Raw genomic sequence first — 17,831 nt, 5'->3', positions numbered from 1 at the left:
GCCGTCGGTCTCTGCCTACAGGTGCCGGGGAACGAGCCGGGTCAGCACGTCGTCCGTGTAGAGGTGGACGACCGGCACCAGGCCGGGCGCCGCCGTGACCGCGGTAAGGGCCCGCCCGCGCAGCTCCTCGAGCTGGTCCACGACGTCCTGGCCGGGCACGGCCCCGGTCCGCATCAGGTGGGCGAGGTTGCCGTCCCGCTCGCCGTTGCGGTCGTAGTCGGTCAGGTCGTCGGCCGTGGTGATGATCAGGGCGAAGGCTTCCGCGAACTGCCGTACCGCATCGCCTGGTTGACCGTCGCTGCCGCAGGCCGCCGCGAGCGCCCCGTAGCGGCCCAGAAAGGCGGCGCCGTAGGTGCTCGCGTGGGCGCGCCACTCCTGGAGGTTCGTCGCCCGGCTGCGTTTGGTGCCTATCTGGCCACCGCAGAGGTAGACGGCGTCCCGCTCCAGGATGTCCGTCACCGCCTTGGGTTCCCGGGCGAGGCAGGCCAGTTCGTGCAGGGCCCGCAGATGGAGCCTGAGGCAGACACAGGCGAGTTCGACCCGGTCGAGGCCGGTGTCGTCGTCCATCAGGTCGTCGAGGAGCTTCATGGAGACGATGTCGAGGGCCAGCGCCCGGGAGACCGCGGCCCGCCGGTCCGGATCGGTCGTCCACTCGGTGAGGAAGTGCGGCACCCGCAGGTACAGGCGGAGGGCGGCGGTGTGGGCCACCAGGTCCGGCGATCCACCGGTCCCGGCGACGCAACGCGTGACGTGGTCGCGGTTGGCGGCCTCGGCGGCGAGCATGGACTCCGTGTAGTGCGCGGGCAGGGCCGTGACCGGCGCGGCCGTCACCGCCCGCTCCCCGGGCCGGCCGGGGCGACGGAGTGTTCCCCGCCGATCTCGGCGAGGGTGGCCCGCCAGTCGGGATGCTCCAGCGCTCCGGCGAATCCCACCCGGTCCGCCCCGCTGTCGAGGTACTCGGTGACCTGCCGGCCGGTACGTACGTTGCCGCTCACGAAGAGGACCTGGTCGGGTCCGAGCCCCTTGCGGAAGTGCCGTACGACCTCCGGCGGCACGTGGTCGTTGCGCGAGTACAGGTACACCATGTGGAAACCGAAGGTGCGCGTGACGTGGAGGTGCCGGTCGATCTCCTCGGTGGTCGTGGTGCTCACCGGCATGGTGCCGAGCAGGTCCCCGGTGCGTGGGTCCTCGCCGAAGGTGAGGGCGACGGTGAGGATCAGCTCGGGCCACTCCTGGCGGGGTATTCGGCCGGGGCAGGCGGCCAGGGTTTCGAGGAAGCTCTTCCAGACGAAGTAGTCGTCGCCCGAGCCCAGCAGCGCGGGCAGCAGTACCGCGTCCGCGCCGCGGACCACCGGGAATCCGCTTCCCGGACGGGGCGGGAAGTGCAGGACGACCGGTAACGGCGTGACCGCCTTCACCGCCGCCACGTACGGTTCCATGTGCGACTCGAACGACTCGTAGTCCGTGCTGGCCAGAATGATGGCGGCGAAGCCCAGCCGGGTGAGTTCCGCCGCCTTCTCGACCGCTTCCGTCACCGGGACCTTGAACGGGTCGATGATGTGCACGGGGCCCGGCCGGTGGTCGCGCAGCCGGGCGAGTACGCGCCCCGGTCGCCAGAGCGGTGGTGCGGCGTGGAGTTCGGTGTGGTGGTCCAGCTGCGGTAAGGCGTTCACCAGCGTCTTCCCCCTTGTCGTCCGGGCGGTTCGCGCGACGGGGTGCCGGCCGCGGCGCGCTTTCGGGTGAGGTGTCGCGCTTCGGGTGGAGGTGCGGGGCGCCCTGGTCCTCGACGTGACCCGCTGACCGGTCGCGAGTGGTCGGCACGGTGTCGCCGACGCCGGAGCGGGCGCCGTGCGCCGACGCCACTTCGCGCGTTTTCCGTTATGCCCGTGCGGGGAACCGCGTGACCGTTCCGGCATCCGCCGCGGCCGAGGAAGTGGGGACGTGCTCCGGAATCCTTCGGTGAGCCCGTCCGGTGGATTCACCGGCGGACGGACCAAGGGCGTCGTTCACGTGCTCCCCTTCCATTGGAGAGACGAACAGCGGGCCCGCCGGGACGCGTTGAGGCAATGGAACGCGGCAGGGCGGTTGCCGATACTACACGCGTTCGTTTCCGCGGGGTAGGGAGACTTTGTGCGGCGGTTATGAATGTCCGCCGCACCGAAGAGGGCACGCCCCGGCGGTTTTGTACCGCGCGGGGCGTTTCCAGTGGTCCGGGGCGCAATTCACGCGAATTGCAGATGGCGCCGGCGGCGCAATCGGCCCGCCATCACCCATCCGCTCGCCACGACCAGCAGCAGCGCCACTCCGGCGGCGTGGGCCACCCCCGAGCCGAACGAACCGGCGTCCGCTCCGTCGACGGCGTAGGTGATGATCTCCCGGGTCGACCAGAAGGGCAGCACCTTGGCCGAATCCTTGGCGGGATCCATCACCATCTGGGCGCCGATGACGGAGATCAGCAGCAGGGCGCCCTCCATGTCCCGTGGCACGACCGCCCCGAGCAGCAGCCCCAGTGGCACGGCGACCAGCGTGGTCAGGGCCAGTTCCACCAGGACGGCCTGCGGGTGTCGCACGTCCTGCCCGACCAGGATCACCACGGCGTAGAGGGCCGCGACGCCCATGCCCGCGGCGAGGAGGGCCAGCATGCGCCCGAGGAAGAGCTGGAGCGGCCGGAATCCGGAGAGGGTCAGGAGCGGTTCGATCTCCCGGCCGCCGACGGTGGAGAAGAGGGCCGCGGCGCTGACCGCGAAGCCCACACCGAGGCTGGCGAAGCGGACGGCCTGCCCGGTCTGGTCGTAGCGCCCGAGGTAGAAGACGAGCGGGACCAGCAGGAGCAGGCCCAGCACGCCCCGCCGGCGCAGCAGTTCGCGGAAGGTCATGTCCGCCATCCGCAGGGTGGCTGTCATCGGATGCCCCTGTCCTTGCCGGGGGTGAGGTCCAGTACCTGGTCCACCTGGTCGAGTTGGTTGAGCATGTGGGTCACCACCACGACGGCCTTGCCGGCCTCGCGCCAGGCCCAGACGCTCCGCCAGAAGTCCACGTAGGAACCGTGGTCGAACCCCTGGTAGGGCTCGTCGAGCAGCAGCAGGTCCGGGCCGCCGAGTGCCGACAGGACGACGTTCAGTTTCTGGCGGGTCCCTCCCGACAGGTCCTTGGCCAGGACACCTTTCGCGGGGGCCCAGTCGAGCTCTCCCGCGAGTTTCCGGCCACGGTGGTCGGACTCCTTGCGGCTCAGGCCCCGGCCGGTGCCGAAGAGGGTGAAGTGCTCCCCGGGAGTCAGGAAGCCCATGACGCCCGCGTTCTGCGGGCAGTAACCGAGGCTGCCGGAGACCGTGACCTGCCCCTTGTCGGGGGAGAGCAGACCGGCGCAGATCTTGAGCAGGGTGGACTTGCCCGCCCCGTTGCTGCCGACGATCGCGGCGACCTCGCCCGCGTGCACGACGAGATCGACACCGGTCAGGACGCGGCGGCGTTTGTAGCGCTTCACGATGCCGCGTGCCTGCAGAAGAATCTTGCGGTCGGCGGGCTCGTACATGCCGTGGAACCCCTCTCGGGCACCGACGGAATAGCCCATGACTGCCCCCTTTCTGCCGACCGCGACAAACGACACGCATTGTCGGCCTCAATGGTCAGGATTCGTGACCCGGCCGGGTTCGCAGCCCGGCCGTCGCTCGCGGACTCAGCCTGCCACACACGGCGCGCGCCACGGTTGAGACCGCGATTCCCCGGGAGTCCGGGCCCCGCGAGCCGGTTTCGCGGATCCTACGGGGCGGCCGGGCGGAGGACGGGAGACCGGCCCCCGCATTTCGGCCATCCACCGCCCATGCCCGGAACCGCTCTTGCAGGGCCGCCCGGGGGCTGGTTAGCGTACTGACCCAGCACATTCATCGCTCACTTGTGCGTTGCCCGCACCAGCGTTTCGTTCGCCTCTTCCGGAGTTCGCCTCTTCCTGGGTTCGCCTCTTCCTGGGTTCGCCGCCGGAGGCGGGAGCGGGTGGGCCGCACCCCGTTCAGAGCAAGAGGGAATTCCGCTCGGTGACGACGAAGGGGACGTGGATGCGCGGGGGGACCGTGGACGGTCGTGTCTGGTGGCAACGGGCCGTGGCCCGCGGTTTCGCGCCGCCGCCGGCGCGGCCCACCCCGTTCGTCCTGGTGGCGCGCGAGGGCCCGGAGGCCGATGTCCGCGGCGAGGCGCGCGAGGACGGCGTGATGGGCGTGCGGCCGGGCGGGCCGGTGTTCCCGCTGCCCTCCGGTGGACTCGGGGTACTGCTGCCCACCTATGTGGGGCGGTGCGACGCCGGGGCGCACGAGCAGACGTTCCGTCATGTACTGGACTCCCTGGCCGAGGTACGCGAGGCCCATCCGACCCTGCCGCTGTCCGTCTGGGTGGGCATGCAGTACGCCCCCGGGCAGGACGAGGAGGCGCTGCGCAGGCTGCGCCGGCTGTACGAGCTGGTGCCGGAGGACCTGGCCCTCACCCTGGTCTGCCTGGCCCTGCCCGGGCCGGGGAAGCTGCGCACGGTGAGCACGGTGCTGCGGCTCTCCGAGGACCTCGGCTACAGCGGCTGGCTCTGGACCGACGACGACATCGAGATCGCTCCCGGCTGCCTCGCCCTCCTGGTCTCCCGGTTCCTCGAACGGGGCGAGCGGGGCGCGGTCGGGGCCCGTTCGGTGGCGCTGGCCAGGGAGACGGCCACCTCGCAGGCCATGGACCGGGTCTCGGGGGTCACCGCTCCACCGAAGGCCTGCCCGGCCGCGGCCTGCCTGGTGGTCGCGACGGACGTGCTGGGCACCGGCATCCCGGTCAGGCGCCTGACCGACGACGGGTACGTGGTGTTCGAGCTGCTCGACGCCGGGGCCGACGATCCGTTGCACGACCTGGAAGTGCTGCCCGAGGCCCGGATCAGCTTCTACCGCGTCAGCCGCACCCACGACACCTTCCAACGCCTGCGCCGCTCCCTGTACAGCCATGTGACCTGCGTCGCCGACTATCCCTGGCCCACCGCGCGGGTCTACCTCACCCGCGTCCTCTTCCACGGCCTGTGGCCGCTCGCCGCGTGGGACGGCAGCCGCGGACCCGTGCACGGAACGCAGCGCTGGCTGGTCAAGGGCCTGCACTTCGCCTGGTTCTGCGGCGTGGCCGGCTCGCTGGCCGTCCGCGGCGCGACGGGACGGCCCCGGCGTCATGTGGCGTGGGGCGACGAGGGTGACTTCCGCAGCCCCACCGTCGAGGAACCCGCCGCGGGAGCGGTTGCCGGGCACTGACACGCGAGGTCGCCCGAGTGGCGGCCCGGAAGGAGAGCCGATGGCGACAGCAGGGCCGGCCGAGGCGGCGGTGACCGTCATCCTGCCCCACTACGACTGCGCGGCGTATCTGGGCGCGGCCGTCGGATCGGTGCTCGCCCAGGACCGTGCCGACCTCCGTCTGACCGTGGTGGACGACTGCTCGCCCGACGAGAAGTGGCTCCCCGAACTCCACCCGTACGCCGGCGACCCCCGGCTGACGGTGCTGCGCACCTCCCGGAACGTCGGCCACCTGCGGATCAAGAACAAGGTCCTGGAATCGGTGGACACACCGTACGTGGCCTTCCAGGACACCGACGACGTCAGCCTGCCCGGTCGGCTCCGCCATCAACTGGCCCTCCTGGAGAAGGACCGTGCCGACCTGGTCGGCTGCGCCTACTCCTACATCGACGGGGCGGGCCGTACGACGGGCCGGCGGCGCATGCCCCGCAACGGCAACCTGTGGATGCGGCTGGGGCGGACGACCGTGCTCCTGCACCCGTCCTCGGTGGTACGGCGTTCGGTGCTCGAGACCCTCGGTGGCTTCGACGGCACCGCGCGACTGGGCGCCGACACCGACTTCCATCTGCGGGCGGCCCGTCTGTACCGGCTGCGCAGCGTGCGCAAGGTGCTCTACCGGTACCGGATCTGGCCCAAGTCGCTCACTCAGGCGCCGGACACCGGCTTCGGGTCCGCGGAGCGCCGGGCCTACACCGAGGCGATGACCGCCCAGGAGGAGCGGCGGCGCCGGGCGCGCACCCGTGAGGAGCTGCTGCCGCTGCTGGTCGCCCCGCCCAACGACATCGACTTCGACCTGACCCGGATCGACCTCGGTTAGCGGGCGGCGCATGGACGACGTGGACGCCACCCCGGCGGGGAACACGGACGACGCGCTGCCCCCGGTCGCGGTGGTGGTGGCGGATCCGGGCGGCGACGTGGAGCGTACGGTGCGTTCCCTCCTGGCGCAGACGATGCGACCCGTCTCCGTCACCGTGGTGACGGTGGACACCGCCACGACCGGCTCCGGCCCGGCAGGCCGGGACGGCTCCCGGCCCTGCGGTGCGGCCGGGGCCACGGATGACGTGGGGGCGGCGCCACCCGTGCGGGTCGTCCGGTGCGCCCGCGAGGACCTCGGGCCGGCGTGTGTCGACGCGGCCAGGAACGCGCGTGCCCCGTACGTCCTCGTACTGCGCGGCGGCGACGAGGCGCTCCCGCACTGCCTGTGGCACCTGTCGCGAGCGGTCCGCGACGGCGGCGGGGACCCCGCCGCACCGGTCGGCCTGGTGCAGTGCGGAACGCTCCGGCTGCGCGACGACGGCCTCGTGGACGGGTTCACCCTGCCCGTCCCTGCCGGGGGGCCGCCCCCTTCTCCCGCGGATCTCCTCGACGGCGCCTACGCGGTGCGGCGCGACCTGCTGGACACGGACGGCGGTACGGCGGCCTGGGTCACCGTGTCCATGCTGCTGGTCCGCCGCCGGGCCGGCGCCGCCGGGGACCCGGCCGTGGCCCGCGCCCCCGGAACGCGCGCCGCCCGGGGCACCCGCCTGGTCCGGTACGGATACCGGCCGCCCGTTCCGGCACCGCGCGACGGACGCACTCCCCGGCTGATCTCCGTGGTCGTCCCGGTGCGCGACGGCGCCCGCACGCTCGCCGCCCAGTTGACCGCCCTGTCCCGGCAGACCGGCTCCGTCCCGTACGAGGTCCTGGTCGTCGACAACGGCTCGACGGACACCACCCGGGAGGTCGCCGAACGGGCGCGCGCCGAGCTGACGGACCTGCGGATCGTGGACGCGTCCGACCGCCCCGGGGAGAGCCGCGCCCGCAACCGGGGCATCGCGGCCTCACGCGGTGACTTCGTCGTGTTCTGCGACGCGGACGACGTCGCCGGACCCGGCTGGCTGGCCGCGATGGCGGAGGCCGCCAAGGAGGCCGATCTGGTGGGAGGCGGTCTGGACACGTCCGTGCTCAGTCCCGACCACGCCGACGAGCAGCCCCTGCCGATGGACGCGCAGAGCGACTTCCTGCCGTTCGCGCGGGGAGCCAACTGCGGTGCCTGGGCGGACGTCCTGAATACGGTGGGCGGCTGGGACGAGCGCTATCGGGGCGGCGGGGAGGACATGGATCTCTCCTGGCGCGCCCAGCTCTGTGGCTACCTCGTCCGCTACGCGGGCGACGCCACCATGCACTACCGGCTGCGGGGCGAACTGACCGCGCTGGCCCGGCAGAAGTGGAACTACGGCCGTTCCGGAGCCCAGTTGTACGCCGCGTACCGGCGTGCCGGGTTCGAACGCCGTGACAGCCGCGTGGTCGTCCTGAACTGGTGCTGGCTCGTCCTGCACGTTCCGGACCTGGTGCGGTCACCGGTGCTGCGACGGCGCTACGTCCGCTACGGGGCGCGTCTGGCGGGATTCGCGGCGGGAAGCGCGCGGCGGGGTGTCCGGTATTTCTGAAGGGTGGGACGTCCGGTCCCGTGACGGGCGGGATGTCCGGTACCTGTGAGGGGTGGGATGTCCGGTGTCCGTGACGGGCGGGGCGCCGGTGCGCCGGGCGGCCCGGCGCACCGTCCGCGCGGGCTCAGACCAGCCGGTGGCCGGGGTCCCGCACCGCCGGGTCGCCGGCCATGGCCAGGCAGGTGGCGCGCAGGGCGGCGACGACGGCGTCGTCCTCCCCCCAGGCGTCGAGGTCGGGTCCGTCCCCGGACTTCAGGGCCGGCACCGGCACTTCCATGATTTTCGGATGCACGTACCGGACCGGGGATTCGGACGGGGCCACCAAGGACTCGGTGAGTTTCTCCCCCGCTCTCAGCCCGACGTAGTGCACGGGAAGCTCCGCGCCCGCGTGCGCGATGACCCGTCGGGCTATGTCGAGAATCCGGACCTGTTCCCCCATGTCCAGCACCAGGGCGTGGCCGACGCTGCCCAGTGCGGCCGACTGGATGACCAGTTCCACGGCCTCCTGGACGGTCATCAGGTAGCGCGTCACCTCGGGATGGGTGACCGTCACCGGTTTTCCGGCCGCGACCTGTCGGGCGAAGACGTCGAGAAAGGAACCCTGGCAACCGAGCACGTTGCCGAACCGGACGCTGACATACGGCCGGCCCGCCTGGATGGCGGCTGCCGCGGTGAGTCCCTCGGCTATGCGTTTCGAGTAACCGAGCACCCCGACCGGATCGACGGCCTTGTCGGTCGAGATGTTCACCAGGAACGCCACGTCCGCGGCCAGTGCCGCCTCCAGAACCGCCTGGGTGCCCAGGACGTTCGTCTTGACGGCCTCTCCGGGGAACTTTTCCAGGATGGGCACCCATTTGAGGGCCGCCGCGTGGAATACGACGTCCGGCCGGCACCGGTGGAAAAGCCGTGTGAGCCCTCTGGAGTCCCGGATGTCCGCGAGGAGGATGGCGGGGCACACCGACGAGGAGCCTCCCGCGATGCTGTCCGCCGCCAGGTGGAGGGCCGTCTCGTTGCGGTCGAGCATCAGGAGGCTCTCGGGCCCCCACCGGCTGAGCTGCCGGCACAGCTCCGACCCGATGTAGCCGCCGGCTCCGGTGACCAGGATCCGCCGGCCGCGCAGGAATCCGGCGCTGTTCTCCAGGCCGGTACTTATCCGCCGCCGGCCGAGAATCCTTTCGAGGTCCAGGGCGGGATGGTCGCCGGTTGGCAGGTGCGCGCCGTACTCTGCGGAATTATCGTCAAACATGCAGTCACACTTCCTTTTTGACAAGAGCCATGACTGATGTGCCGACTGACACGACGAGCTGGACCGACGTATCGTCTTGATACTTTCTTCGCCGACACCCTTGCGCTTCGTCCCCGGCACGGGCTCCGCCCGGGAAGGCCGTTCCGGCGGCCGGTTCGCCACCTGCCGCGCCGGCCCCGTCGGCGTCGGACAGGTGTACGCGGATGTCCGAGGGCGGCCGGGAGAATCCCTTTGCCGAGAGGATATCGAGAGGAGGTGCGGCGCGGGTGAATTTCCGCAACCGCCGTCGGACACCCGGCCACGACGCCGGGTGGTAAGCCGGGCCGGCTCACAGGCCGCCGACGCCGGCGTCGGGACGGAGGAATTCGCGCGCACCCCGCAAACGGGTCCGGATCCGGGCCCGGGTGGCGTCGGTGACCAGACGGATGTCGAGGCCCCCCGGCGGGGCCACGTCGCTCCGCAGACCGGCCGGCAGCCGGGCGGGGTCCAGTCCGTCCCTCCGCGCGATGAGGACGCCCAGTTCGTGTCGGTTCATCGCGTCCGGTCCCGCCACATGGAACACACCGGATCCGTCCGACTCCGTGATCTCCAGGAGCGCGGCGGCCAGGTCGTCGACATGGACGGGGCACCGGGTGTCGTCCGTGAACAGCACGCCGGTGCGCGTACCGGCCGCCAGGGCGTGCACCGCCTTCTCGTGGGCGGACCGGCGGTGTCCCACGATGAGCGAGGTACGCACCACGGCGGCCTCGGGCGTCGCCACCCTCACGACCGTCTCCGCCGCGGCCTTGGCGGCTCCGTACGGGGAGACGGGGTCGGGGAGAGCCGCCTCCGGGTAGTGGACGTCGGCTCCGGAGAAGACCGCGTCGGAGGAGACGTGGACCAGCCGGCAGCCGGCCCGCGCCGCCTCCAGGGCGAGCCGGCCCGCGCCGTCGGCCGTGACCGCCCAGTCGGCGTGTCCGCCGGCGGCGTTGATCACCGCGGCCGGCCGGGCCCGGTCCAGTACCTCCCTCACCCGCCCCGCCTCACGCAGGTCCGCACGGTGCCAGGCGACCGACGACAGGTCCCCCGGGCGGGTCCGGTAGGTGGCGGCCACGTCCCACCCGGCGGCCACGGCCCGGCGGAGCACTTGGTGTCCGAGGAACCCGCTTCCGCCTACGACAAGCACTCTCACGCATCGCCCCCTGACGTCCGGACTTCCCCGATCGCTCCCAGGAGTACGGGGAGACGGCCCGCGCGGCCGTGTCGAGCCGTGATCCCTGGCCACCGATGCTACTGAAGGCCGCGGGAGACGGGGAGAGCGCCGACCGGCCCGGCCCCGCGTGGAGGCGAAGTGCCCGGCGCGGCACGACGGGTGGGCGGACGGGCGGGGAGCGCGGCCGGGGACCCGACGCGCGTTCCAGCCCGTTCTTCGTACATCACACTTCGCTTTTCGTACTTCCTACAACCCGGCTGTCGAACCGATGTGAATTCGGGATTGGGTAAGTATCGGAGAAACCATTCACTCGACTGCCGCGCATCCGACGGAGTAGGCGGACGTTACTTCGGATATGAGCGAGGAAAACGGGGAACTGGTGACGCTTGGCCCATATGTCTACAGGCCCGGCAGGAACCGCTGTCCGTCACCGAGCGACGGAACTTTGACGAGAGGCGGGCTCCCCGTTCCACTCCGGGTGACCGAGCCTGTGCTGCAGCGTTTCCTGGACGTCATGAGCGAGCTGGAGACCGGCCTCGCCGAACGATGGGGCCGGTCCCAAGGGTCCCTGACGTACACCCGGGCGGAGTGACCCGCGCGTCGTGTACGAGGAACAGACTCACCAGCCCATGCCCTACGGCGAAGGCCCGTTCCGCTCGCACGGCGGCGGCCGGCACCGGGCGCCCGAGGACGCCTTCCAGCAGAGCTTCCCACAGACCTCCCAGGAAACCCTGGTCCCGCCGGAACCCGGTTGGGACCCTGCCGAAGAGCTCGCGTTCCTGCTCCAGGACGCGGTGGAACAGCAGACCGCCGCCCCTCGCGGAATGACGACGGAAACGTCGGTGACCGCCCCCGCGCCGGGCACGCCGCTGAGCAATCTGCAGGAAATCACGGCGGAACTGCCACCGTTGAGAGAATCCCCCGCCAGTCACCGCAGAGTCCGCAAGCCGAAGGTGAGCCGGCTGCGTGCCGCGAGCCTGTTCGTCGCCGCCCTCGCCGCGGTCATCGCGGCCTCCGTGAGCCTGTTCGGCGGCATGGTGGCCTACGAGCCGCTGCGCCTGGCTGCCGCGACCCGCACCCGCGGCAGCGTCGTGTCGTGGTGGCCGCTGCTGGTCTACGGGCCCTGGCTGGTGGCGTCGCTGGCCGTCCTGCGGTCCGCGCTGCACCAGCGCCGCGCGGTCCACTCCTGGGCCGTGGTCCTGCTGTTCTCCGGCATCGCGATGATGCTGTGCGTCGCCCAGGCGCCCAGGACACTCAGCGACGCCGCGGCCGCGGCCCTGCCGGGGCTGGCCTCGCTGATCTGCTTCCAGCAGATCGTCCGCCAGATCACGCTCACCCGTCCGCCCCGGCGGGCGGTGCCGCGCCACCGGCAACGCGCCACGTCCGCGCCGTGCGACGAGGTGAGGGGCGCGCCCGCCCCGGACCCGGTGTCCCTGCCGCAGCAGCGGCGGTACCCACAGCGCCCGCGCCCACCACGGCCGGGGTCCGGGCCCAGGAAACGGGCCTGAGCGGGCTCAGCCCTGGACCAGCGTCACGTCCTGGACCCGACGTGCCTGGATGCTCGGGAGCGGCAGAAGGCCCATGGGCCGCAGTTCCACCAGGGTGGCCTCCACTCGGGCGGCGCCGGGCTTCAGCTCCTTCGTGGAGGGCGTGTCCGTGTTGACCCAGCGGTGCTCCAGGCCGTCGCACACCGCGAGGGTGCCGCCGACGCCGTACCGGACGGACGGGTCGCTCTGGCTCACGGAGGAGGCGACGAAGACGGGACCGCTGCCGGCGGTGCACCGGTAGGTACCGGAGAGGGTCACGCCGCCGTCCGCGGTGAGGCGGCCGGTCCGGTCGACCGTCACCGACTGCGCGACGTGGCGGGCGTCGTGGGGGGCCGCCGTCGCGGCGGGGGCGGCCGACAGGAGCAGGGCGGCGCCGGCGGCCGTGGCGAGGACTGCGGATCGTACGGGCATGAGGGACCTCCCGGTCGGTCGGAATGGGGGTTCCACTGGTACCGGGCGGACGGGCCGGCGCAGGTGACCGTCACCCCTTCGGTGGCGAGTCCGCGTCGGCCGTCGTGGGACGGTCGCCGGGGTGTCCGGGTGTTGTCACGCTTCCCGTCGAGGGCTTGGCGACGACTTCCCTCCGGGCGCACGGTCTCTTCATGTGACGGTCCCGACGACGGGACGGTCTCCCGATGTGGAGGTGCGCCATGTGTACCCACCGGCCTTCCTGCCCCGCACCCGGCTCTTTCGCGGCTGGCTCCCCCGCACCCGGCCCCCGCACCTCGCGGGGCGTCACCGCGCATCTCGTCGCGGCCCACCCCGAGCAGGGGTGGAACCTGCTGTGCGACGGCACGATCGTCTTCGACGACGCCGGTGAGCTGCGGCCCGACGGACGTGTCGTCGCGCCGCACCGGGTGCCGGCGGGCACCTGACGACGGCTGCCCGAACCCTTGCCGGCGGCCCACTCGTCTTTGCCCGGCAGCGCTCATCCCTTCTCGGCGATGAACTCCCGCAGCAGTGAGGCGAGCAGCTCCGGCTGGTCCTCGGCGATCAGCGTCCGGGCGTCCTCCACCTCCACCAGCCTTCCCTGCGGCAGTAGTTCGGCCAGGCGTCGGCCGTGGGCGCGGGGCATCATCAGGTCCTCGGTCGCCCAGACGACGAGCGCGGGCCGGTCGAATCCGCGCAACCCCTCGGCTGCTTCCAGTAGTTCGTTGCGACGGACGTGTGTGTTGTAGTGCCGGAAGTCGCGCCGGATCGCCGGGTCGGTGCGCAACGGGCGCAGCCAGCCGTCGACGATCGCGTCCGGCACGGGCCGCTTGGTGAGCGCGCCGATGCCGACCGGCAGCCGGCGCAGAAGTTTCAGTCCCAGGGCGCGGACCAGCAGAGACACACCGCCGGGTGCCCGGCAGGCGACCCCGATCAGCTTTCCGGGCAGTCCCGGCGGGTAGTTGTCGAACGCCTCGCACGCGACGAGCGCCAGCCGTCCGAGGCGCTCCGGGTGCCGGGCCGCCACTGTCTGCGCCCGCCCGCAGTCGTTCTCGACCAGGGTGACGTCCGTCAGGTCCAGGCGGTCGAGAAACTCCGCGATCAGTTCGTTGACGAGATCCGGGGTGGGCGGCCGGTTCATCGGCCGGCGATGGGCGCCGTAGGGCAGGGTCGGCGCGATCACCCGGTGGTCGGTGCGCAGGTCGGCGACGACCTCGCGCCAGACGGTGGCGTCGTGCACGAGGCCGTGGAGGAGGACGACGACGGGACCGTCGCCACCGGTGTCTTCGTACTCGATGGTTCCCGCGCTCAGTTCGATGTCCGGCATACCGGAATGCTAGGGGCCGCGGCGCCGCTACGGCAGTACGGCGAACCCGTCCAGTTCCACCAACGCCCGCTCGTCCCACAGGCGTACGACCTCCACGACCGCCATCGCCGGGTAGTCGCGGCCGGCCAGTTCGCGCCAGGTGCGGCCGAGGTCGGCGGCGTGGGTGCGGTAGGCGGCGACATCCGTGGCGTAGACGGTGACGCGGGCGAGGTCGGCGGGGGTGCCGCCGGCGGCGCGCAGGGCGGTCAGGAGGTTGCTGAGCGCCAGCTCGAACTGGGCGGGGAGGGTGTCGCCGGTGATCTTGCCGTCGGTGTCGAGGGCGGTCTGGCCGGCCAGGAACACGACGCGGGTGCCGGTGGTGACGACGGCGTGGGAGAAGCCGGTGGGCGGGGAGAGTTCGGGTGGGTTCACCCGTTCGGCGGTCATGTGCCGGCCGCCTTGGTCGTCTCGGCCCGCGTTCGGTACAGCTCCTTGGCGATGATGCCGCGCTGCACCTCGCTCGCGCCCTCGTAGACGCGGGGGGCGCGCACCTCGCGGTAGAGGTGTTCGAGGAGGTGGCCTCGGCGCAGGGCGCGGGCGCCGTGCAGTTGGACGGCCTTGTCGACGACGTACTGGGCGGTCTCGGTGGCGAGGAGTTTCGCCATCGCGGCGCGCCGTGGGACGTCCGGGGCGCCCTCGTCGTACGCCGTCGCCGCCGCGTACACCATCAGGCGGGCCGCCTCGGTGCGCAGGGCCATCTCGGCGACCTGGTGGGCGACGGTCTGGAGGTCGCGCAGCTTGCCGCCGAAGGCGTCGCGGGCGGTGGTGTGCGTGAGGGTGGCGTCCAGGGCGGCCTGCGCCATGCCGACGGCGAAGGCGCCGACGCTGGGGCGGAACAGGTTGAGGGTGTCCATGGCCACCCGGAAGCCTCGGTCCGGCTCGCCGAGCACGTCGTCCGCCGTGACGGGCACGGCGTCGAAGTCGAGGCCGCCGATGGGGTGCGGGGAGAGCATGTCGAGGGGGGTGCCGGTGAGGCCGGGGCGGTCGGCGGGGACGAGGAAGGCGGTGACGCCGCGGGCGCCGGCGCCGGGGGTGGTACGGGCGAAGACGGTGTAGAAGTCGGCCTCGGGGGCGTTGGAGATCCAGCACTTCTCGCCGGTGAGCCGCCAGCCGGACCGCCCGTCGGACCGCGTCTGCGGGTGGGCGGCCAGCATCAGCGCCGCCGCGTCCGAACCGGCGTCGGGCTCGCTGAGGGCGAAGGCGGCCACCGCGCTGCCGTCGCTCACGCGGGGCAGCCAGCGGGCGCGCTGGGCGTCGGTGCCGTGGGCGTGCACCGGGTGGGCGCCGAGGCCCTGGAGGGCGAGGGCGGTCTCCGCCTCGGTGCAGGCGTGGGCGAGGGACTCGCGCATCAGGCACAGCTCCAGCGCGCCCGAGGTGAACAGGCGGGGCAGCAGGCCGAGGGTGCCGAGTTCGGCGAGGAGGGCGCGGTCGACGCGGCCCGGCTCGCCCTTCTCCACGAGCGGGCGCAGCCGTTCGGCGGCCAGGGCGCGCAGTTCCGCGCACCAGGCGAGTTGTGCCGGTTCGAGCGAGAATGCGGTCATCGCCGGTCCCTTCCCCTGCTCCCCTGCCCGGCTCCCCTGCACGCCGGGCCACGCTCGAGGCTATCGCGCACCGTTGACTGTCGTCACCAACACGATACGCTCATGGCGCGAGCCCACCACGACAAAGGGGGCGAACCGCCATGGCAGATCCGCACCGCGCGGAACCACACCGCGCGGACCCGCACCGCTCCGCCCACGTCGACACCTTCGCGCGCGAGCACCTGCCGCCCCCCGACCAGTGGCCCGAGCTCCGCTTCGACCTCCCGGAACTGCGCTACCCCGCCCGGCTGAACTGCGCCGCGGAGCTGCTCACCGGCCCGCCCGACGACCGCCCGGTCTTCCGCACCGCGTCCGGGGACAGCTGGACCTACGGACAGCTGCGGGCCCGCGTCGACCGGCTGGCCCATCTCCTCACCGGTGACCTCGGCGTCGTACCGGGCAACCGGGTGCTGCTGCGCGGCCCCACCACCCCGTGGCTGGCCGCCTGTTGGCTGGCGGTGCTGAAGGCGGGCGCGGTGGCGGTGACCGTGCTGGCCCAGCAGCGCCCGCACGAGCTGCGCGCCATCTGCGAGATCGCCCGCGTGCGGCACGCCCTGTGCGACGTCCGGGCCGTCGACGACCTCGCCAAGGCGGAGATCCCCGGACTGCGGATCACGACGTACGGCGGGGACGCGCCCGACGACCTGCTGATCCGCACGGAGGCCGGCGCTCAGGCCCGTACCGCGGCCGGCGCGGAAGCCCCTACGGAGGCCGGCACGGAGGCCCGTACCGCGGCCGGCACCCCGTACCCGGCGGTGGACACGGCGGCCGACGACGTGGCGCTGATCGCCTTCACCTCGGGTACCACCGGGCGCCCCAAGGGCTGTATGCACTTCCACCGGGACGTGCTGGCGATCGCCGACACCTTCTCCCGGCACGTCCTCAAGCCGCGCGCGGACGACGTCTTCGCGGGCAGCCCCCCGCTCGGCTTCACCTTCGGGCTCGGCGGGCTGGTGATCTTCCCGATGCGGGCCGGGGCGAGCGCGCTGCTGCTGGAACAGGCGGGCCCCAGGCAGCTGCTGCCCGCCGTCGCCGAGCACCGGGTGTCGGTGCTGTTCACCGCGCCGACGGCGTACCGCGCGATGCTCGACGAGCTGGACGCGTACGACGTGACATGTCTGCGGCGCTGCGTCTCGGCCGGCGAGAACCTGCCCGCGGCCACCTGGCGGGCCTGGCACGAGCGCACCGGCCTGCGCGTCATCAACGGCATCGGCGCCACCGAGCTGCTGCACATCTTCGTCTCCGCGGCGGACGGCGACATCCGGCCGGGCACGACGGGCGTACCGGTGCCGGGATGGCACGCGCGTGTGCAGGACGCGTCCGGCGCGCCCGTGCCCGACGGTGAGCCCGGGCTGCTGGCGGTGCGGGGGCCGGTGGGCTGCCGGTATCTCGCCGATCCGCGGCAGCGGGAGTACGTGCGCGGCGGCTGGAACGTCACCGGCGACACCTACGTCCGCGAACCCGACGGCTACTTCCGCTATGTGGCCCGCGCCGACGACATGATCATCTCCGCCGGTTACAACATCGCGGGGCCGGAGGTGGAGGACGCCCTGCTGCGGCATCCGGACGTGGTGGAGGTGGCGGTGGTGGGCCGGCCCGACGCGAACCGCGGGCAGGTCGTGGTGGCCCACGTCGTGCTCAAGGAGGGTGCCGAGCGGGACTCGGACGCGCTGCGCGCGTTCCTCAGGGCCGAGCTGGCGCCGTACAAATGCCCGCGCGAGTTCGTCTTCCCGGACGCGCTGCCGCGCACGGCGACCGGCAAGCTCCAGCGCTACCGGCTCCTGGCCGCGCCCGGCCGTGAGCGCGATCCCCGGGGCGGCCGGGCGGAATGACGACAACCTAAGATGATCAACGTGTCCGACCAGCACGCGCAGCACGCCCCGAGATCCCTGATCGTCACGCTCTACGGCGCGTACGGCCGCTTCGCGCCGGGGCCGGTCCCCGTCGCCGAACTGATCCGGCTGCTGGCCGCGGTCGGGGTGGACGCCCCCTCCGTGCGCTCCTCGGTGTCCCGGCTGAAGCGGCGCGGGCTGCTGCTGCCCGCCCGCACCGCCCAGGGCACGGCCGGCTACGAACTCTCCGCCGAGGCCCGCCGGCTGCTGGACGACGGGGACCGGCGCATCTACGCCGCGGCGCCCTACGAGGACGAGGGCTGGGTGCTCGCCGTGTTCTCCGTGCCGGAGTCGGAGCGGCAGAAGCGGCACGTGCTGCGGTCGCGCCTGGCCGGCCTCGGCTTCGGCACCGCCGCCCCCGGCGTGTGGATCGCCCCGGCCCGTCTGTACGAGGAGACCCGGCACGCGCTGGGCCGGCTGGGTCTGGACTCCTACGTGGACTTCTTCCGCGGTGAGCACCTGGGCTTCACGCCGACCGCCGAGGCGGCGGCACGCTGGTGGGACCTGGCCGCGGTGGCCAAGGAGCACGAGGCGTTCCTCGACCGCCACGCGCGTGTGCTGCACGCCTGGGAGCGCCGTACGGACACCCCGCCCGAGGAGGCCTACCGCGACTACCTCCTCGCCCTGGACTCCTGGCGCCACCTGCCCTACGCCGACCCCGGGCTGCCCGCCCGGCTGCTGCCCGAGGACTGGCCCGGTACGCGCTCGGCGGCCGTCTTCCGGGCCCTGCACGAGCGGCTGCGCGACGCGGGCGCGGCCTACGCGACGCCCGGAGCACCCCCACCCCCTGGCGAGTGACTCGCGTCACACTTCTGCACGATGAGGGAACCCTCAGCCTCCTCAGACCCTC

General features: G+C 72.6%; 17 protein-coding genes. 7 read left to right on the top strand and 10 right to left on the bottom strand.

All coding sequences use genetic code 11. From position 1 onward, the window contains the following. Positions 1–15: 15 nt before the first annotated feature. From QC283_RS29900 to QC283_RS29885, 4 genes are all read right to left on the bottom strand, one after another. Positions 16–831, bottom strand: a complete 816-nt coding sequence (locus QC283_RS29900; RefSeq protein WP_279564847.1) for a Moenomycin biosynthesis protein MoeN5 — start codon at positions 829–831, stop codon at positions 16–18. Then, the gene (locus QC283_RS29895; RefSeq protein WP_279564846.1) at positions 828–1,673 is read right to left on the bottom strand and encodes a geranylgeranylglyceryl/heptaprenylglyceryl phosphate synthase; all 846 of its coding nucleotides are present in this window, start codon (positions 1,671–1,673) and stop codon (positions 828–830) included. The genes QC283_RS29900 and QC283_RS29895 overlap by 4 nt, the downstream gene beginning before the upstream one ends. A 549-nt stretch (positions 1,674–2,222) precedes the next feature. Then, positions 2,223–2,903, bottom strand: a complete 681-nt coding sequence (locus QC283_RS29890; RefSeq protein WP_279564845.1) for a hypothetical protein — start codon at positions 2,901–2,903, stop codon at positions 2,223–2,225. Further along, positions 2,900–3,571, bottom strand: coding sequence for an ATP-binding cassette domain-containing protein (locus QC283_RS29885; RefSeq protein WP_279564844.1), 672 nt, complete (start codon positions 3,569–3,571; stop codon positions 2,900–2,902). The genes QC283_RS29890 and QC283_RS29885 overlap by 4 nt, the downstream gene beginning before the upstream one ends. A gap of 481 nt (positions 3,572–4,052) precedes the next feature. On the opposite strand from QC283_RS29885, the gene QC283_RS29880 reads away from it, so the two are divergent. Genes QC283_RS29880 through QC283_RS29870 form a run of 3 tightly spaced genes read left to right on the top strand, consistent with a single transcriptional unit; the run spans position 4,053 to position 7,729 of the window. Continuing rightward, on the top strand, positions 4,053–5,261 hold the full coding sequence (locus QC283_RS29880; protein WP_279564843.1) for a glycosyltransferase family 2 protein: 1,209 nt from the start codon (positions 4,053–4,055) through the stop codon (positions 5,259–5,261). Between the two features lie 40 nt (positions 5,262–5,301). Continuing rightward, entirely contained in the window at positions 5,302–6,117 is an 816-nt protein-coding gene (locus QC283_RS29875; protein ID WP_279564842.1) for a glycosyltransferase family 2 protein, read from the top strand. A 10-nt stretch (positions 6,118–6,127) separates the two neighbouring features. Beyond that, entirely contained in the window at positions 6,128–7,729 is a 1,602-nt protein-coding gene (locus QC283_RS29870; protein ID WP_279564841.1) for a glycosyltransferase, read from the top strand. A gap of 124 nt (positions 7,730–7,853) precedes the next feature. On the opposite strand, the gene QC283_RS29865 is transcribed toward QC283_RS29870, so the two are convergent. After that, the gene (locus tag QC283_RS29865) at positions 7,854–8,975 is read right to left on the bottom strand and encodes a polysaccharide biosynthesis protein (RefSeq protein ID WP_279564840.1); all 1,122 of its coding nucleotides are present in this window, start codon (positions 8,973–8,975) and stop codon (positions 7,854–7,856) included. A 328-nt stretch (positions 8,976–9,303) separates the two neighbouring features. Beyond that, the gene (locus QC283_RS29860; RefSeq protein ID WP_279564839.1) at positions 9,304–10,146 is read right to left on the bottom strand and encodes an SDR family oxidoreductase; all 843 of its coding nucleotides are present in this window, start codon (positions 10,144–10,146) and stop codon (positions 9,304–9,306) included. Positions 10,147–10,796: 650 nt separating this feature from the next. Here QC283_RS29860 and QC283_RS29855 point away from each other — a divergent pair. After that, the gene (locus tag QC283_RS29855) at positions 10,797–11,675 is read left to right on the top strand and encodes a hypothetical protein (RefSeq protein WP_279564838.1); all 879 of its coding nucleotides are present in this window, start codon (positions 10,797–10,799) and stop codon (positions 11,673–11,675) included. Positions 11,676–11,681: 6 nt separating this feature from the next. Here the strand turns inward: QC283_RS29855 and QC283_RS29850 are convergent, their stop codons facing one another. Beyond that, complete coding sequence (locus tag QC283_RS29850; RefSeq protein ID WP_279564837.1) at positions 11,682–12,125, bottom strand: DUF6299 family protein; 444 nt, start codon at positions 12,123–12,125, stop codon at positions 11,682–11,684. Positions 12,126–12,364: 239 nt separating this feature from the next. Here QC283_RS29850 and QC283_RS29845 point away from each other — a divergent pair, with 239 nt between their 5' ends. Next, entirely contained in the window at positions 12,365–12,589 is a 225-nt protein-coding gene (locus QC283_RS29845; protein WP_279564836.1) for a DUF5999 family protein, read from the top strand. Between the two features lie 53 nt (positions 12,590–12,642). Here the strand turns inward: QC283_RS29845 and QC283_RS29840 are convergent, their stop codons facing one another. From QC283_RS29840 to QC283_RS29830, 3 genes are read right to left on the bottom strand one after another with little or no spacing between them, the layout of a single operon-like run. Beyond that, positions 12,643–13,470: an alpha/beta fold hydrolase gene (locus tag QC283_RS29840; RefSeq protein WP_279564835.1), complete on the bottom strand. Its 828-nt coding sequence runs from the start codon at positions 13,468–13,470 to the stop codon at positions 12,643–12,645. 27 nt (positions 13,471–13,497) lie between these two features. After that, positions 13,498–13,896: a RidA family protein gene (locus QC283_RS29835; RefSeq protein ID WP_279564834.1), complete on the bottom strand. Its 399-nt coding sequence runs from the start codon at positions 13,894–13,896 to the stop codon at positions 13,498–13,500. Continuing rightward, a complete protein-coding gene (locus QC283_RS29830) occupies positions 13,893–15,050 on the bottom strand; it encodes an acyl-CoA dehydrogenase family protein (RefSeq protein ID WP_279564833.1) in 1,158 nt (385 codons plus the stop codon). The genes QC283_RS29835 and QC283_RS29830 overlap by 4 nt, the downstream gene beginning before the upstream one ends. Positions 15,051–15,127: 77 nt before the next feature. Between QC283_RS29830 and QC283_RS29825 the strand changes: the two genes are divergently transcribed. Together QC283_RS29825 and QC283_RS29820 are read left to right on the top strand one after the other, a co-directional pair. Next, positions 15,128–16,921 (top strand): AMP-binding protein, encoded by a 1,794-nt coding sequence (locus tag QC283_RS29825; protein WP_279564896.1) that lies wholly within the window; start codon positions 15,128–15,130, stop codon positions 16,919–16,921. A 12-nt stretch (positions 16,922–16,933) separates the two neighbouring features. Continuing rightward, positions 16,934–17,779 (top strand): PaaX family transcriptional regulator, encoded by an 846-nt coding sequence (locus tag QC283_RS29820; protein WP_279564832.1) that lies wholly within the window; start codon positions 16,934–16,936, stop codon positions 17,777–17,779. Positions 17,780–17,831 lie beyond the last annotated feature (52 nt).

Source organism: Streptomyces sp. DH41 (assembly GCF_029813785.1).
Lineage (GTDB): Bacteria > Actinomycetota > Actinomycetes > Streptomycetales > Streptomycetaceae > Streptomyces.
Note: the sequence above shows the minus strand (reverse complement) of the source record. Positions and strands in the feature narration are given on the sequence as shown.

Coding starts and splice junctions, on each gene's coding strand:
- QC283_RS29890 (WP_279564845.1), bottom strand. CDS start 2,903: ATGACAGCCACCCTGCGGATGGCGGACATGACCTTCCGCGAACTGCTG.
- QC283_RS29885 (WP_279564844.1), bottom strand. CDS start 3,571: ATGGGCTATTCCGTCGGTGCCCGAGAGGGGTTCCACGGCATGTACGAG.
- QC283_RS29880 (WP_279564843.1), top strand. CDS start 4,053: ATGCGCGGGGGGACCGTGGACGGTCGTGTCTGGTGGCAACGGGCCGTG.
- QC283_RS29875 (WP_279564842.1), top strand. CDS start 5,302: ATGGCGACAGCAGGGCCGGCCGAGGCGGCGGTGACCGTCATCCTGCCC.
- QC283_RS29870 (WP_279564841.1), top strand. CDS start 6,128: ATGGACGACGTGGACGCCACCCCGGCGGGGAACACGGACGACGCGCTG.
- QC283_RS29865 (WP_279564840.1), bottom strand. CDS start 8,975: ATGTTTGACGATAATTCCGCAGAGTACGGCGCGCACCTGCCAACCGGC.
- QC283_RS29855 (WP_279564838.1), top strand. CDS start 10,797: ATGCCCTACGGCGAAGGCCCGTTCCGCTCGCACGGCGGCGGCCGGCAC.
- QC283_RS29850 (WP_279564837.1), bottom strand. CDS start 12,125: ATGCCCGTACGATCCGCAGTCCTCGCCACGGCCGCCGGCGCCGCCCTG.
- QC283_RS29845 (WP_279564836.1), top strand. CDS start 12,365: ATGTGTACCCACCGGCCTTCCTGCCCCGCACCCGGCTCTTTCGCGGCT.
- QC283_RS29840 (WP_279564835.1), bottom strand. CDS start 13,470: ATGCCGGACATCGAACTGAGCGCGGGAACCATCGAGTACGAAGACACC.
- QC283_RS29835 (WP_279564834.1), bottom strand. CDS start 13,896: ATGACCGCCGAACGGGTGAACCCACCCGAACTCTCCCCGCCCACCGGC.
- QC283_RS29830 (WP_279564833.1), bottom strand. CDS start 15,050: ATGACCGCATTCTCGCTCGAACCGGCACAACTCGCCTGGTGCGCGGAA.
- QC283_RS29820 (WP_279564832.1), top strand. CDS start 16,934: ATGATCAACGTGTCCGACCAGCACGCGCAGCACGCCCCGAGATCCCTG.